The organism is Streptomyces sp. Tu6071 (assembly GCF_000213055.1).
GTDB classification, from domain to species: Bacteria; Actinomycetota; Actinomycetes; order Streptomycetales; family Streptomycetaceae; genus Streptomyces; species Streptomyces evansiae.
This window is the reverse complement of the sequence record NZ_CM001165.1, coordinates 6,480,245-6,494,331: the sequence shown is the minus strand read 5'-3', so window position 1 is coordinate 6,494,331 and position 14,087 is coordinate 6,480,245. Positions and strand designations below refer to the sequence as shown.

Annotated in this window: 16 protein-coding genes; 13 read left to right on the top strand and 3 right to left on the bottom strand. The window is 73.6% G+C overall.

Going from position 1 to position 14,087, the window contains the following annotated elements:
• Positions 1-57 precede the first annotated feature (57 nt).
• Both STTU_RS27505 and STTU_RS27500 read left to right on the top strand, forming a co-directional pair.
• Positions 58-804: an SDR family oxidoreductase gene (locus STTU_RS27505; protein ID WP_007828928.1), complete on the top strand. Its 747-nt coding sequence runs from the start codon at positions 58-60 to the stop codon at positions 802-804.
• 34 nt (positions 805-838) lie between these two features.
• On the top strand, positions 839-1,276 hold the full coding sequence (locus tag STTU_RS27500; RefSeq protein WP_078519055.1) for a YchJ family protein: 438 nt from the start codon (positions 839-841) through the stop codon (positions 1,274-1,276).
• Between the two features lie 25 nt (positions 1,277-1,301).
• Here STTU_RS27500 and STTU_RS27495 read toward each other — a convergent pair whose 3' ends face one another.
• Complete coding sequence (locus tag STTU_RS27495; RefSeq protein ID WP_007828926.1) at positions 1,302-2,003, bottom strand: FadR/GntR family transcriptional regulator; 702 nt, start codon at positions 2,001-2,003, stop codon at positions 1,302-1,304.
• A gap of 140 nt (positions 2,004-2,143) precedes the next feature.
• Here STTU_RS27495 and STTU_RS27490 point away from each other — a divergent pair, with 140 nt between their 5' ends.
• A complete protein-coding gene (locus STTU_RS27490; RefSeq protein ID WP_043256517.1) occupies positions 2,144-2,677 on the top strand; it encodes a gluconokinase in 534 nt (177 codons plus the stop codon).
• 94 nt (positions 2,678-2,771) lie between these two features.
• The gene (locus tag STTU_RS27485) at positions 2,772-4,166 is read left to right on the top strand and encodes a GntP family permease (RefSeq protein WP_037931667.1); all 1,395 of its coding nucleotides are present in this window, start codon (positions 2,772-2,774) and stop codon (positions 4,164-4,166) included.
• A gap of 91 nt (positions 4,167-4,257) precedes the next feature.
• On the opposite strand, the gene STTU_RS27480 is transcribed toward STTU_RS27485, so the two are convergent.
• Entirely contained in the window at positions 4,258-5,913 is a 1,656-nt protein-coding gene (locus tag STTU_RS27480; protein ID WP_007828923.1) for an FAD-binding dehydrogenase, read from the bottom strand.
• A gap of 274 nt (positions 5,914-6,187) precedes the next feature.
• Here STTU_RS27480 and STTU_RS27475 point away from each other — a divergent pair, with 274 nt between their 5' ends.
• The 9 genes from STTU_RS27475 (at position 6,188) to STTU_RS27435 (ending at position 13,279) form a co-directional block, all read left to right on the top strand.
• Positions 6,188-7,093 (top strand): DMT family transporter, encoded by a 906-nt coding sequence (locus tag STTU_RS27475; protein ID WP_007828922.1) that lies wholly within the window; start codon positions 6,188-6,190, stop codon positions 7,091-7,093.
• A 73-nt stretch (positions 7,094-7,166) separates the two neighbouring features.
• Positions 7,167-7,847 carry a TetR/AcrR family transcriptional regulator gene (locus STTU_RS27470; RefSeq protein ID WP_007828920.1) on the top strand — a complete coding sequence of 227 codons (681 nt, stop codon included), beginning with the start codon at positions 7,167-7,169 and terminating at the stop codon, positions 7,845-7,847.
• 41 nt (positions 7,848-7,888) lie between these two features.
• Positions 7,889-8,662: an SDR family oxidoreductase gene (locus STTU_RS27465; RefSeq protein WP_007828918.1), complete on the top strand. Its 774-nt coding sequence runs from the start codon at positions 7,889-7,891 to the stop codon at positions 8,660-8,662.
• A gap of 133 nt (positions 8,663-8,795) precedes the next feature.
• Positions 8,796-9,332: an NUDIX domain-containing protein gene (locus tag STTU_RS27460; RefSeq protein ID WP_007828913.1), complete on the top strand. Its 537-nt coding sequence runs from the start codon at positions 8,796-8,798 to the stop codon at positions 9,330-9,332.
• On the top strand, positions 9,322-9,720 hold the full coding sequence (locus STTU_RS27455) for a YidH family protein (protein ID WP_043256513.1): 399 nt from the start codon (positions 9,322-9,324) through the stop codon (positions 9,718-9,720). Before STTU_RS27460 ends, STTU_RS27455 begins: the two co-directional genes overlap by 11 nt.
• On the top strand, positions 9,717-10,040 hold the full coding sequence (locus STTU_RS27450) for a DUF202 domain-containing protein (RefSeq protein ID WP_043256511.1): 324 nt from the start codon (positions 9,717-9,719) through the stop codon (positions 10,038-10,040). Before STTU_RS27455 ends, STTU_RS27450 begins: the two co-directional genes overlap by 4 nt.
• Positions 10,041-10,044: 4 nt before the next feature.
• Positions 10,045-10,896, top strand: a complete 852-nt coding sequence (locus STTU_RS27445; protein WP_007828906.1) for an aminoglycoside phosphotransferase family protein — start codon at positions 10,045-10,047, stop codon at positions 10,894-10,896.
• A 79-nt stretch (positions 10,897-10,975) separates the two neighbouring features.
• Entirely contained in the window at positions 10,976-12,061 is a 1,086-nt protein-coding gene (locus tag STTU_RS27440; protein WP_007828905.1) for a phosphotransferase family protein, read from the top strand.
• A gap of 3 nt (positions 12,062-12,064) precedes the next feature.
• Entirely contained in the window at positions 12,065-13,279 is a 1,215-nt protein-coding gene (locus STTU_RS27435; protein ID WP_007828903.1) for an acyl-CoA dehydrogenase family protein, read from the top strand.
• A gap of 181 nt (positions 13,280-13,460) precedes the next feature.
• Here the strand turns inward: STTU_RS27435 and STTU_RS27430 are convergent, their stop codons facing one another.
• On the bottom strand, positions 13,461-14,054 hold the full coding sequence (locus STTU_RS27430; RefSeq protein ID WP_007828900.1) for a TetR/AcrR family transcriptional regulator: 594 nt from the start codon (positions 14,052-14,054) through the stop codon (positions 13,461-13,463).
• Positions 14,055-14,087: the final 33 nt, after the last annotated feature.

The window sequence follows — 14,087 nt, the reverse complement described above, 5'->3', positions numbered from 1 at the left end:
GAGCCGTCACGGGGGATTTAGCGTGGAAGAGCACGTCACCCCGCGGAGGGAGCCGTTATGAAGGTCGGTGTCATCGGCGGCACGGGCCGCATCGGCTCGCGGCTCATCGCGCATCTCCAGGCGGCCGGGCACCAGGGCGTCGCCCTCGTGCGGTCCACAGGGGTCGATGTCATGACCGGCGAAGGGCTGCGCGAGGGGCTTGAGGGCTGCGAGGCGTGCGTCGACGTGTCGACACCGCCCGCGTACGACGAGAGCGCCCGCGACTTCCAGGAGCAGGCCATGCGCCACATGGTCGAGGCCGGTCGCGCCGCGGGCGTCGGGCACTTCGTCGTGCTCTCCATCGTGGGCTGCGACGAGGTGCCCCAGGTCCCCTACTACGCCGCGAAGGCGTACCAGGAGCAGGCGCTCGCCGACTCCGGCGTCCCGTGGTCGGTGCTGCGGGCCACGCAGTTCCACGAGTTCATCCCCGAGGTCATGGACTGGACGACGGAACGCGGCGTCGTACGGCTGCCGCCCACTCCGCTCCAGCCCGTCGCCGTGACGGACGTCGTGAACCTGCTCGTGGAGGTCGTGCTCGGGCCGCCGACACGGGCCCGCGCCGCTCTCGCGGGGCCCGAGTCCTTCGCCCTCGACGACCTCGCCCGGCACGTACTCGCCCTGCACCCCGACGGGCGGGCCGTCGTGACCGACGAGGACGCCGGGCTCTTCGCGGCCGTCCCCGGCCGGGAGCTGACCGCGCCGCGCGGCGCGACGATCGGGCCGACCACGTTCGACCAGTGGCTGCGCGACTCCTGGCCCGCCTAGCCACGCGGCGGGCGTCCGGCGCGCACCCGGCACAATGGGCGGCATGGCCCGTCGTCGAGCACCCCGCAGCGCCCCCGCGGCGTCCCGTACCGCCCCCGCCGCCTGTCCCTGCGGCAGCCCCGCCCCGTACCCGGAGCACTGCGGGAAGCTGCACGCGGGCGGGGTCGCCGCGCGGGCCGAGGACCTCATGCGGGCCAGGTACAGCGCCTTCGTCGTGGGCGACGAGGCGTATCTGCGGCGCAGTTGGCACCCGGACACGTGCCCGCCCGTGATCGGGCTCGGCGGCGGGACGCGCTGGGAGGGCCTGGAGATCGAGGCGAGCGAACGGGGCTCCGCCTTCCACCAGGACGGCACCGTCACCTTCCGCGCCCGCTACCGCGAGGGCGGCACCCCCGGCGCGCTCCACGAGCGGAGCCGCTTCACGCGCGTGGGCGGGGAGTGGGTGTACGTGGACGGGGACTTCCTGGACTGAGCGCGCGCCCGGGGCGGGGTGACGCTCAGGGGGCCAGCACGTCCAGTTCGTGGAGCGCGCCCACCGTGATCTCGCGCGTCAGCGCCTCCGCGCGGGCCGCGTCCCTCGCCCGTACCGCCTCGGCGACCTGCACGTGCAGGGTCACGGCGGCCGGGTCGGGGTCCTCGAACATGACCTGGTGGCGGGTGCGGCCGGTGAGGATCGCGGCGACGACGTCGCCGAGGCGCGCGAACATCTCGTTGCGCGAGGCGGTCAGCACGATGCGGTGGAACTCGACGTCGTGCACGAGGTACGCCTCCAGGCGCCGTCCGTGCGAGGTGGCGACCATGCCGAGGGCCGCCTCGGTGAGCGCGGCGCACTCCTCGGGGGTGCAGTTGCGGGCCGCCAGCCCGGCCGCGATCGGTTCGACGGCGGAGCGCAGGACCGTCAGGGAGCGGAGCTGGCGGGGCCGGTCGGCGCCCGCGAGGCGCCAGGCGATGACGCTCGGGTCGTAGACGTTCCACTCCTCGATGGGGCGGACCGTGACGCCGACGCGGCGGCGTGAGCTGACGAGACGCATCGCCTCCAGGACCCGGATCGCCTCGCGGATCACCGAGCGCGAGACCTCGAAGCGCTCGGCGAGGGCGTCGCCGCGCAGCACGCTGCCCGGCGGGTACTCGCCCCCCGTGATGGCTTTGCCCAGGTGGTCGAGTACGCGGCCGTGGAGGCCCCCGTCCTGCGATGTCATGCGCTCAGGGTACGGTGCGTTGCGCACTCCGCAATACGTAAGACTTTTACGTCACACCCTCTTGAATAAGTATGACGTATGGGTTTCAGTTGCGTGCACAGACGAGGTCGAAGAAGACAGCGAAGGACAACGAGGCAGCGATGAGCACCCCCCCTGTCGTCGTGGTGATGGGCGTCGCCGGAACCGGCAAGACGACCATCGGGCCACTCGTGGCCGCACAGCTCGGCGTCACGTACGCCGAGGGCGACGACTTCCACCCCCCGGCCAATATCGCCAAGATGAGCGCCGGGACCCCGCTCGACGACGCGGACCGCGCCCCGTGGCTGGACGCCATCGGACGCTGGGCGCACGGACGGGCGGACCGGGGCGGAGTGGTCAGCTGCTCCGCGCTCAAGCGCTCCTACCGGGACCGGCTGCGCGCCGAGGCCCCCGGGCTCGTCTTCCTCCACCTCACCGGGGACCGGGCGCTCATCGAGGACCGCATGGGGCACCGTCAGGGCCACTTCATGCCGACCAAGCTCCTGGACTCGCAGTTCGCGACGCTCCAGCCGCTCGGCCCCGACGAGAGCGGGGTCGAGGTCGACGTGCGCGGCACCCCCGAGGAGATCGCGGCGCGCGCCGTCGCGGCCCTTCGGCCCCCGGCCTCCGCGCCCGCCCCCGAACCCGCGCCCTGACCGAGCGCACCGTGCCCCGGGACGACTTCCCCCCACGGGTTGACCCGCCCCTCCCCCACACCTCCCCATCCCCACTCCCCCCAAGGAAATGACCGTGACCAGTCTCAGCGTCGAGATGCTGGCAGCGGACGCCGAGCCGATCACCTCGGCGGGCAACGCCCAGCTCGGGATAGCCGTCGTTCTCGGCATCGCCGTCATCGTCGTCCTCATCGCGAAGTTCAAGCTTCACGCCTTCCTGGCGCTGACGATCGGCGCGCTCGTGCTCGGCGCCGTGGCCGGTGCCCCGCTCGACAAGGCGATCACCAGCTTCACCACGGGCCTCGGCTCGACCGTGGCCAGCACCGGCGTGCTCATCGCGCTCGGCTCGATCCTCGGCAAGCTCCTCGCCGACTCCGGCGGCGCCGACCGCATCGTGGACACGATCATCGACAAGGCGAGCCCGAAGAAGATGCCGTGGGCCATGGTGCTCATCGCGGCCGTGATCGGTCTGCCGATCTTCTTCGAGGTCGGCATCGTGCTGCTGATCCCGGTCGTCCTCATGGTCGCCAAGCGCGGCAACTACTCGCTCATGCGAATAGGCATCCCGGCGCTCGCCGGCCTCTCCGTCATGCACGGTCTCGTTCCGCCGCACCCCGGCCCGCTCGTCGCCGTCGACGCCCTCCACGCCAACCTCGGCATCACGCTCGCGCTCGGCATCGTCGTCGCGATCCCCTCGGTGATCGTCGCGGGCCCGCTCTTCGCGCGGTACGCGGCCCGCTGGGTCGACGTGAAGGCCCCCGAGGCGATGACGCCGAAGCGCGCGAGCGACGACCTGGAGAAGACCCCCGGCTTCTTCGCCACCGTCGCGACGCTGCTCCTGCCGGTCGTCCTCATGCTGCTCAAGGCGATCGTCGACATCATCATCGACGACCCGGCCGACCTGACGCAGCGCGTCTTCGACGTCATCGGCAACCCGATGTTCGCCCTCCTCGTGGCCTGCCTCCTCGGCCTCTTCACGCTCGGCCGCGCGGCCGGGTTCACGCGGGACCGGCTCTCCGAGACCGTCGAGAAGTCGCTCATGCCGATCGCGGGCGTGCTCCTCATCGTCGCCGCGGGCGGCGGCTTCAAGCAGGTGCTCGTGGACGCGGGCGTGGGCCAGATGATCCTGGACATCTCCAAGGACTGGTCCGTCCCGGCGCTCCTGCTCGCCTGGCTCATCGCGGTCATCATCCGCCTCGCGACCGGCTCCGCGACCGTCGCGACGGTCTCCGCCGCCGGTCTCGCCTCGGGCCTCGCCGACGGCATGTCCACGACGCACGTGGCACTCATGGTCCTCGCGATCGGCGCGGGCTCGCTCTTCTTCAGCCACGTCAACGACGCGGGCTTCTGGCTCGTGAAGGGCTACTTCGGCCTCGACGTGGGCCAGACCGTCAAGACGTGGTCGTTCATGGAGACGATCCTGTCGGTGATGGGCCTGGTGATGGTCCTGCTGCTGTCGCTGGTGTTGTAGCGGCGCCGGAGGTACGCGCGTGAGGGGCGGGCCCGGAGGTACGGGCCCGCCCCTCACGCGTACGGCGCGCGCGGCCCGTACCGCCGTCCGCTCAGGACACGGCCTTCGCCGCCGCCCGGCCCGCCGTGCGGCCCGAGAAGAGGCAGCCGCCGAGGAAGGTGCCCTCCAGGGAGCGGTAGCCGTGGACGCCGCCGCCCCCGAAGCCCGCCGCCTCGCCCGCCGCGTAGACGCCGGGGAGCGGGTCGCCCGCCTCGGTGAGGACACGGGAGGAGAGATCGGTCTCCAGGCCGCCGAGGGACTTGCGGGTCAGGATGTGCAGCTTCACCGCGACGAGCGGGCCCGCCGCCGGGTCGAGAAGGCGGTGCGGGGCCGCGGCGCGGATGAGGCGGTCGCCGAGGAACTTGCGGGCGCCGCGGATCGCCGTGACCTGGAGGTCCTTCGTGAAGGGGTTGGCGATCTCGCGGTCGCGCTCGACGAGGACCCGGCGCAGGGCCTCCTCCTCGATGAGGGGCTTGTCGGTGAGCGCGTTCATGCCCCGTACGAGCGCCCCGAGGTCCTTTTCCACGACGAAGTCCGCGCCGTGGTCCATGAACGCCTTGACCGGGCCGGGGACCGCGGCGCGGGCCCGCTCGACGACGCCGCGCACGGACTTGCCCGTGAGGTCCGGGTTCTGCTCGGAGCCCGAGAGCGTGAACTCCTTGCCGATGATGCGCTGGTTGAGGACGAACCACGTGTAGCCGTGGCCCGTGCTCATGATGTGGTCGAGGGTGCCGAGCGTGTCGAAGCCGGGGAAGAGCGGGACGGGCAGGCGGCTGCCCTCGGCGTCGAGCCACAGCGAGGAGGGCCCCGGCAGGATGCGGATGCCGTGCCTGGCCCAGATCGGGTTCCAGTTCTGGATGCCCTCGGTGTAGTGCCACATTCGGTCGCCGTTGATGAGGTGCCCGCCCGCGTCGCCCGCGACCTTGAGCATGAGCCCGTCGACGTGCGCGGGCACCCCCGAGAGCAGCTTCTCGGGCGGGGTGCCGAGCCGGGCCGGCCACGCCGCGCGGACGAGGTCGTGGTTGCCGCCGATGCCGCCCGTCGTGACGATCACCGCCTGCGCGCGCAGTTCGAAGGAGCCCGTCACGGTGCGGCTGCTCGCGGTGCCGCGCGCGACCCCCGACGGCTCCAGGATCTCGCCGCTCACCGTGTCCACGCTGCCCGCGCTCCGCCCGAGCCCCGTGACGCGGTGCCGGAAGCGGAACTCGACGAGCCCCCGCGCCGCGGCCTCGCGCACGCGCCGCACGAAGGGCGCGAGCAGCCCGGGGCCCGTGCCCCACGTGATGTGGAAGCGCGGTACGGAGTTGCCGTGGCCGCCCGCGTCGTAGCCGCCGCGCTCCGCCCAGCCGACGACGGGGAAGAGCCGCACCCCCATCCTGTGCAGCCACGCGCGCTTCTCCCCGGCCGCGAAGTCGACGTACGCCTCGGCCCAGCGGCGCGGCCACAGGTCCTCCTCGCGGTCGAAGCCCGCCGTGCCCATCCAGTCCTGGAGCGCGAGCGCGCGGCTGTCGCGGATGCGCAGCCTGCGCTGCTCGGGCGAGTCGACGAGGAAGAGCCCGCCGAAGGACCAGTGCGCCTGGCCGCCGAGCGACTGCTCGGGCTCCTGGTCGAGGAGGATCACCTTGCGCCCCGCGTCGGCGAGTTCGGCGGTCGCCGCGAGGCCTGCGAGTCCCCCGCCGATCACGATGACGTCCGCGTCGTAGGCCATGCGGCTCTTCCTGTCCTGTGAGGCCCGCGCGCGGGCATCCGCACGGGGCGGCGCGTCCCGCCTGCTCCGCGCGGGTTACCGGTGAGTCAGTTCCCGTCAGATCCTGGCCGCGCCACCGGGTCGCGTCAACCGTCCGGAAGACCCCGCGTCAACCGTCCGGAAGCGGGTACCCGTCGGGCGAAACGGGCGACGGGGCGATATCGTCGGCCGGGGCCTGCCGTCGCACTCCCGTCGTCGCCCGGCCCCGGGCAGCCACCCCCCACCCGGTGTTGAGGTGCGCGACGTGTCGGTACTGGTCCTGGTCCTGGCGGTGGCCGCCGCCTTCTGCCTGGGCACGGGCTTCGTCTTCCAGCAGAACGCCGCGCAGCACGCGCCGCCCGGCGACTTCCTCTCGCCGCGCATCCTCCTCGTCCTGGTCCGCAAGCCGCGCTGGCTCGCGGGCATCGGGCTCATGGTCGCGGGCATGGTCCTCAGCGCGCTCGCGCTCGGGGACGGCGAGATCTCCCTCGTCGAGCCCTTCCTCGCCACCAACCTCCTCTTCGCGATGGGCCTTTCGCGCTGGCAGACGGGACAGCCGCTCGGCCGCCAGGGCTGGAGCGGGCTCATCCTGCTCACCGGCGGCGTCGCCGCGTTCATCCTCGCGGGGCGCCCGCGCGGCGGCGACGCGATCACCGATCCGCTGCGGCGCTGGCTCATCATCGGGCTCATGCTCGGGATCGCGCTGCTCCTCGCCGCGTACGCGCGCCGCTCCCGCCTCAACGCCGCGCCCGCGCTCCTCGCCACGGGGGCGGGGCTGCTGTACGGGGTGCAGGACGCCCTCACCCGGGTGAGCGGCGAGGTCTTCGGCGAGGGCGGCTTCGGGGCGCTCCTCCTGACGTGGGAGCCGTACGTCGTCGTGGCGCTCGGCGTGAGCGGCCTCGTCCTCGTGCAGAGCGCCTTCGAGGCGGGTCCGCTGCGCACCTCGCTGCCCGCGCTGTCGGCGACCCAGCCGCTCGCCGGGATCGTGTGCGGGGTGGGCTTCCTCGGCGACCGGCTCCGCATGGACGCGGGGGCGCTCGCGGGCGAGGCGGCGGGGCTCGCGGCGATCGTGGTGGGGATCGTGCTCCTGGGGCGGCACCCCGCGATGCCCTCGGGGAAGCCGGAGCCGCCGCAGCCGGAGAAGGACCTGCAACCGGGCTGAGCGGGAGTCCTCCCGGGAACCGGGACCCCGCACACGTTCGCTTTTAATAATGGCCAGTATTAACATGGCGGGCATGCCACGGAGAACAGCGAGCGAGCAGGGTCCGTCCACGCGGGAGAAGCTGATCCGCGCGGCCGAGGAGGTCTTCGCCGAGCAGGGCGTGCACGGCGCGCAGCTCCGCGACGTCGTCCGCCTCGCGGGGCAGGGGAACCCCTCGGCCGTGCAGTACCACTTCGGCTCGCGCGCGGGCCTGCTCGACGCGGTCATGGCCGCGCGTCAGGACCGTACCGAGCGCGTGCTCGCCGGGCTCCTCGCGGCGGACGGCTCGCCCGGGACGACCGCCCCCGACACTCCCGCGACGGCCCGGCGGCTCCTCACCGCGCTCGTCCGGGCCGAGGCGAGCGAGCTGGGGAGCACCCGGGGGCTGCGCGGACTGCGGATCTCGGCGCAGCTCAGCCACGAGAGCGGCGTCAGGACGGGGGTGCCGCACCCGACGCTCGCCGGGACCGCGTACTGGCGGCTCATCGTGCGGCTCGGCGACTGCCTGCCCGCGCTGCCCCGGCCGCTGCGCCTGGAGCGCACCGACCTCGTCCTCACCCTCGTCGGCGCCGCCCTCGCGGACCGGGCGGGGCAGTACCTGGCCGGGACGGCGCCGCTCACGGACGAGGAGCTGTTCCTCGCCGACCTGGCGGGCACGAGCCTCGCCGTCCTGACGGCACCCGCGCCCGGCCCCGGGCCGGACCCCACCACCTGATCGGCGACCGCCCGATCACGCACCACCCGAAGGAAAGCACCATGAACGAGAAGCACGACCTCAGCGGCAGGACCGTCATCGTCACCGGCGGCGCCCGGGGACTCGGCGCGCAGGCGGCGCGGCGCGCCGTCGAGGCAGGGGCGCGCGTCGTCCTCGCCGACGTACTCGACGCGGAGGGCGAGGAGACGGCCGCCGCGCTCGGCGAAGCCGCCCGCTACCAGCACCTCGACGTGACGTCCGAGGCCGACTGGCAGCGCGTCGTCGCGTACGCGAAGGAGGAGTTCGGCGGGGTGCACGGGCTCGTCAACAACGCGGGCGTCTCGACCGGGCAGCCGCTGGAGACCGAGAGCGTCGAGCACTTCCGCAAGGTGATCGACATCAACCTGACGGGCGTCTTCATCGGGATGCGCACCGTCATACCGGCCATGAAGGAGGCGGGCGGCGGTTCGATCGTCAACATCTCCTCGGCCGCCGGGCTCATGGGCCTCGCGCTGACCTCCAGCTACGGCGCGTCGAAGTGGGGCGTACGGGGCCTGAGCAAGGTCGCGGCCGTCGAGCTGGGCACCGACCGCGTGCGCGTGAACTCGGTGCACCCCGGCATGACGTACACCCCGATGACGGCCGCGACCGGCATCCGGGAGGGCGAGGGCAACTACCCGAACACCCCGATGGGCCGCGTCGGCGGGCCCGACGAGATCGCGCAGGCCGTGCTCTTCCTCCTCTCCGACGCCGCCTCGTACGTGACGGGGGCCGAGCTGGCCGTGGACGGCGGCTGGACGACCGGGCCGACGGTGAAGTACGTCATGGGGCAGTAGGCAGGTCGTCGCGTGCGCGGGGCCCCCGACGCGGCGGGCGGTCCCGGGCGCAAGGGCGGCCGAGCCCCGGCACGGGGCCCGTACCGGCCGCCCTCTCCGCACCCGCCCCCGCGCGCGGTGGTTGGATGGCTCCATGGCTCACGCGCACCGGACCCCCGCCGATCCCGCCGACGAGATCCTCGACGTCGTCGACCTCGACGACCGGGTGACCGGGCGGGCGCGGCGCGGGGACGTGTACGCGCGGGGCCTGCGGCACCGGTGCGTGTTCATCCGGGTCAGGGACGAGCGGGGGCGGGTCTTCGTGCACCGCAGGACGCCCGGCAAGCTCGTCTTCCCCTCGCACTACGACATGTTCGTCGGCGGTGTCGTGGGGGCCGGCGAGTCCTACGACGAGGCCGCGCTGCGCGAGGCGGAGGAGGAGCTGGGGGTGAGCGGGCTCGACCGGCCCGTACCGCTCTTCCGCTTCCTGTACGAGGACGCCTCGGCCGGATCGTGGTGGTCGGCCGTCTACGACGTGCGGTGCGCGCTGCCCGTCGCGCCGCAGGCCGAGGAGGTCGCCTGGCACGACTTCGTCACGGACGAGGAGCTGGCCGCCAGGATCGGGGAGTGGCCCTGGGTGCCCGACGGCCTCGCCGCGTACCACCGGCTGCGCGCGCACGATGGCCGCTGAGCGACGGGAGGGCCCGCTGCGGCGCCTCCTCTCCCCCGCCCGTGTCACCCATGAGGGCAAGACGCCGGACTACCGCTTCTCGCTCGCCAACGAGCGCACGTTCCTCGCCTGGCTGCGCACCTCGCTCGCCCTCGTGGGCGGCGGTTTCGCCGTCGACCAGTTCCTCCCCGACCTGCGCTGGGGGTGGCGCGTCGGGCTCGCGCTCGCGCTGCTCGGCTGCGGCGTGCTGTGCGCGCTGCGCGCGGTCGTGCACTGGCTGCGCTGCGAGCGCGCGATGCGGCGCGGCGAGGACCTGCCCGTGACGCGCTTCCCCGTGCTGCTCGGCCTCGTCATCGCGGCGGTCGCCGTCGTGATGGTCGTCGTCGTGGTCTTCGGGCTCGCGGGGTGAGCGGGACGGGCGCGGGGAACGGCACGGGTCCCCCGCGCGATCCCGGGCTCCAGCCCGAGCGGACCCGCCTCGCCTGGCGCCGTACCGTGCTCTCCGCGACCGTCGCCGGGGTCCTCGCGCTCAAGGCCGCGCTCGCGCACGGGGTGCCGCTCGTGTGGGCGGCCGGCGTCGTCCCCGTCCTGCTGTTCTTCGTCCTCGCGACGCGGCGCGCGCGGGCCCTCGCCGTGCCGCGTCCGGCCGCCCTCTCGCCCCGGTACGCACTTCTCGCCGCCTGCTGCGCCGGAACCCTGGCGCTCGCGGCCGTTCCTGTGATCCTCTGACAGTGTGACGGTACGGGTACGGCGCACGACGCCCCGGTGGCACACACATGAACTCCGCCTCGGCACCGACGAGGTGACCAAGCGGTACCACGACACGCAGGCGGAACCCGCCGAGCGGGAGTGGCGCGCACTCGTCCTGCTCCAGCGGCACGCGCCCGGCCTCGCCCCGCGCCCGCTGCGCCGGACGCCGGGCAGGCACCCGGACCTCGTGATGTCCCGGCTGCCCGGCGAGCCCCTGCGCGGCACCCCCGTCGCGGGCCCCGCGCTCGTGGCGCTCGCGGACTCCGTGGCCCGGCTGCTCGACGCCGTACCCCCCGCTGCCGCCGCCGCGCTGCCCGAGCGCCGCGCGGGACGGGCGGAGGCCACGGCGCAGATCCGGCAGTGGTACGCGCGCCGCACCCCCGCCGCGCGCGAGCCCGGCGTGGCCGCCGTGCTCGCCGAGGGGATGCGGTGGCTGGAGCGGCCGTGGCCGGCGGTCGCCGAGGAGGCGGGGCTCGAACCGGTGCTCGGGCAGGGCGACGGGAACCTCGCCAACTTCCTGTGGGACGGGGAGCGGGTGCGCGTCGTCGACTTCGAGGAGTCGGGCCGCAGCGACCGGGCCTTCGAACTCGCCGAGATCACCGAGCACGTCGGCTCGTGGGTCGATCCGGGCACGGCCTTCGACGCCGAGGAGTTCCTCGGTCTCGTGCCGCTGGACGCGGGCGAGCGGGTCAGGCTCCTGGAGTGCAGGCGGCTCATCGCCCTCGTCTGGCTGCTCATGCTCACGCGCGACGACCCGGCGCGCCCGCGCAACCCGCGCGGCACGGTGCGAGCGCAGGCGGCACGGCTCGACGCGCTGCTCGGGCAGGTGTGCTGACGCCCGTCCCGTACGGGCCCGTGGGACGGATCACGCGGCTGCCCGCCCCCACCCCTGGACGACATACCGACTAGTCGGCATGATGATCCCGGACCCCGAGGCCCCGGCCTCGAAGCAAGTGAAGGAGTCGAGCATGAGTGAGGACCCCCCGCCGGGCCTGGACCCCGGGCGGCTGCGCGCGTACCTGGACCGGGAGCGGCCCGGTCTCGTGGCGGGCCCGCTGCGGGCACGGCTCATCGAGGGCGGCCGGTCCAATCTGACGTACGCGGTGACGGACGGGGAGCGCCGCTGGGTCGTGCGCCGCCCGCCGCTCGGCCACGTGCTCGCGACGGCGCACGACATGCGCCGCGAGTACCGCGTCATGACGGCGCTCGCGGGGACGCCTGTGCCGGTGCCGCCGACGGTGCTGCTGTGCGAGGGCGAGGCCGCCGAAGCGGTGCTCGGGGCTCCCTTCTACGTCATGGACTTCGTCGAGGGCACCCCGTACCGCACCTCCGGCCAGCTCGCCGGGCTCGGCCCGGAGCGCACGCGCGCCACGGTGCTCTCGCTCGTGGACACGCTCGTGGACCTGCACGCCGTGGAGCCCGGGGCGGTGGGGCTCGGAGACTTCGGGCGCCCGGACGGCTTCCTGGAGCGGCAGTTGCGCCGCTGGGCGAAGCAGCTCGACGCCTCGCGCAGCCGCGAGCTGCCGGGGATCGACCAGCTCCAGGAGGCGCTGGCGGCCCGGCTGCCCCGCTCCCCCGCGCCGACCGTCGTGCACGGCGACTACCGGCTCGACAACGTCCTCGTGGACGCGGACGACCGCATCACGGCCGTGCTGGACTGGGAGATGTCCACGCTCGGCGACCCGCTGACCGACCTCGGCCTCCTCGCGATGTACAGCACGCCGCTGGAGCTGCCGGGCTCGCCGGTCTCGACGAGCGCGTCCGCCCCGGGGCACCCGCTGCCCGGCGAGCTGATCGAGCGGTACGCGGCCCGCTCGGGCCGCGATGTGACGGCGCTGTCCTGGTACACGGCCTTCGCCTGGTTCAAGCTCGCCGTGATCCTGGAGGGCATCCACTACCGCTTCACACGCGGGCAGACAGTCGGCGCGGGCTTCGACCGCATCGGCGAACTCGTCCCCGTCTTCCTGCACCACGGCCTCACCACCCTCAAGGAGGGCTGATCCATGGACTTCGCTTTCGACGCGCGTACCGAGGAACTGCGGGCGAGGCTGCTCGCCTTCATGGACGCGCACGTCTACCCGGCCGAGAGGACCGACGCCGCGCGCCGCGCCGCGCTCGACTCGCCCTGGCGCACGACGGACGTCGTCGAGGAGCTGAAGGCCGAGGCACGGCGGCAGGGCCTGTGGAACCTGTTCCTCCCGGACAGCGCGTACGGGGCCGGGCTGACGAACCTCCAGTACGCGCCGCTCGCCGAGATCACCGGGCGCAGCCCGCACCTCGCGCCCCTCGCGACGAACTGCGCCGCGCCCGACACGGGCAACATGGAGGTGCTCCACCAGTTCGGCACCGAGGAGCAGCGGAAGCGGTGGCTGGAGCCGCTGCTCGCGGGCGAGATCCGCTCCGCCTTCGCGATGACCGAGCCGGACGTGGCCTCCTCGGACGCGACGAACATCGAGACGCGCGTCGAGCGCGACGGCGACGCGTACGTCGTCACGGGCCGCAAGTGGTTCATCTCCGGGGCGATGAACCCGGACTGCGCGATCTTCATCGTGATGGGCAAGACGGACCCGGACGGGCCCGACCCCCGCCGCCAGCAGTCGATGATCCTCGTCCCGCGCGACACGCCGGGCGTCGAGGTGCGACGCGCGATGTCGGTGTACGGCTTCCAGGACCACGCCCACGGCGGCCACGCGGAGGTCGTCTTCGACCACGCGCGGGTCCCCGCCGAGAACCTGGTCGGCGAGGAGGGCGGCGGCTTCGCGATCGCGCAGGCGCGGCTCGGGCCGGGGCGCATCCACCACTGCATGCGGCTCATCGGGATGGCCGAGCGGGCGATCGACCTCATGTGCGAGCGCGCGGTCTCCCGTACGGCCTTCGGGAAGCCGCTCGCCGCCCAGGGCGTCGTGGGCGAGTGGATCGCGGACGCGCGCGTCGCCGTGGAGCAGTTGCGGCTGCTCGTGCTGAAGACGGCGTGGCTCATGGACACGGTGGGGAACAAGGGGGCGCACACCGAGATCCAGGCGATCAAGATCGCGACGCCCCGGACGGTGGTGGGGATCCTCGACAAGGCGGTGCAGTTGTACGGGGCGGGCGGGGTGAGCCAGGACTATCCGCTCGCCGAGCTGTGGGCCGCCGCCCGGACCCTGCGGCTCGCGGACGGGCCGGACGAGGTGCATCAGCGGTCGCTCGCGCGGAGGGAGCTGAAACGGTTCGGGTGAACCCGGGCCGTGGGGTCCGCCCCTTACGGGGCGGGCCCCTTTCGCGCTGCGCACGGTGTCCTCAAGCGCCGGACGGGCTTACAGGCGGTGCCGGCCGGGATGTGGTGCGGCCCTCTCGCGCTACGCGCGGTGTTCTCAAACACCGGACGGGCTTGGAGGCGGTGAACTTGCTGGATTTTCGCTACGGCCGCAGTGCTCTCAGGAGCAGGTCCGCCAAGTGGTCCGCGACCTCCTGGGGGCCCATCGGGCCGCCCGGCTTGTACCAGGTGGCGAGGTGGTGGACCGAGCCGAAGTGGTAGTCGACCACCAGGTCGGCGGGGGTCGCCGTGGAGAAGACGCCCTCGCGCTGGCCCAGCTCGACGAGGGCGCGGAAGCGTTCGTGGTAGCGGCGGCGCTCGGCGCGTACTTCCTTGTTCTTCTCCGGGCTCAGGTGGTGCATCGAGCGGAAGAAGATCGCGGCGTCGTCCAGGTTGTCGATCGTGGTGACGACCACGTCGGCGGCGGCGGCGCGCAGGCGGTCGGCGACCGGCCCGTCCGCGTTCACGTACGTGTCGAGGCGCTGCTGCTGGAGGCGCAGGACCCGGGCGTAGACCTCCTGGAGGAGGTCCTCCTTCGACCCGAAGTAGTGGTAGAGGGCGCCCTTGGTGACCCCCGCCGCCTCCACGATCTCCTGCACCGAGGTGCGGTCGTAGCCCTGCTCGGCGAAGAGCCGCGTCGCGGCGGCGAGCAGCCGCTGGGGCACGGGGGTGCCGTCCCCCTCCGTCGTCCTGGCCACCGCTGCCGCCGCCTTTCGCGTTCCGTTCCCGCT

Excerpts from the sequence above, each read along its gene's own strand:
- STTU_RS27505 (WP_007828928.1), top strand. The coding sequence starts at position 58 with ATGAAGGTCGGTGTCATCGGCGGCACGGGCCGCATCGGCTCGCGGCTC.
- STTU_RS27500 (WP_078519055.1), top strand. The coding sequence starts at position 839 with ATGGGCGGCATGGCCCGTCGTCGAGCACCCCGCAGCGCCCCCGCGGCG.
- STTU_RS27495 (WP_007828926.1), bottom strand. The coding sequence starts at position 2,003 with ATGACATCGCAGGACGGGGGCCTCCACGGCCGCGTACTCGACCACCTG.
- STTU_RS27490 (WP_043256517.1), top strand. The coding sequence starts at position 2,144 with ATGAGCACCCCCCCTGTCGTCGTGGTGATGGGCGTCGCCGGAACCGGC.
- STTU_RS27480 (WP_007828923.1), bottom strand. The coding sequence starts at position 5,913 with ATGGCCTACGACGCGGACGTCATCGTGATCGGCGGGGGACTCGCAGGC.
- STTU_RS27470 (WP_007828920.1), top strand. The coding sequence starts at position 7,167 with ATGCCACGGAGAACAGCGAGCGAGCAGGGTCCGTCCACGCGGGAGAAG.
- STTU_RS27465 (WP_007828918.1), top strand. The coding sequence starts at position 7,889 with ATGAACGAGAAGCACGACCTCAGCGGCAGGACCGTCATCGTCACCGGC.
- STTU_RS27460 (WP_007828913.1), top strand. The coding sequence starts at position 8,796 with ATGGCTCACGCGCACCGGACCCCCGCCGATCCCGCCGACGAGATCCTC.
- STTU_RS27455 (WP_043256513.1), top strand. The coding sequence starts at position 9,322 with ATGGCCGCTGAGCGACGGGAGGGCCCGCTGCGGCGCCTCCTCTCCCCC.
- STTU_RS27440 (WP_007828905.1), top strand. The coding sequence starts at position 10,976 with ATGATGATCCCGGACCCCGAGGCCCCGGCCTCGAAGCAAGTGAAGGAG.
- STTU_RS27435 (WP_007828903.1), top strand. The coding sequence starts at position 12,065 with ATGGACTTCGCTTTCGACGCGCGTACCGAGGAACTGCGGGCGAGGCTG.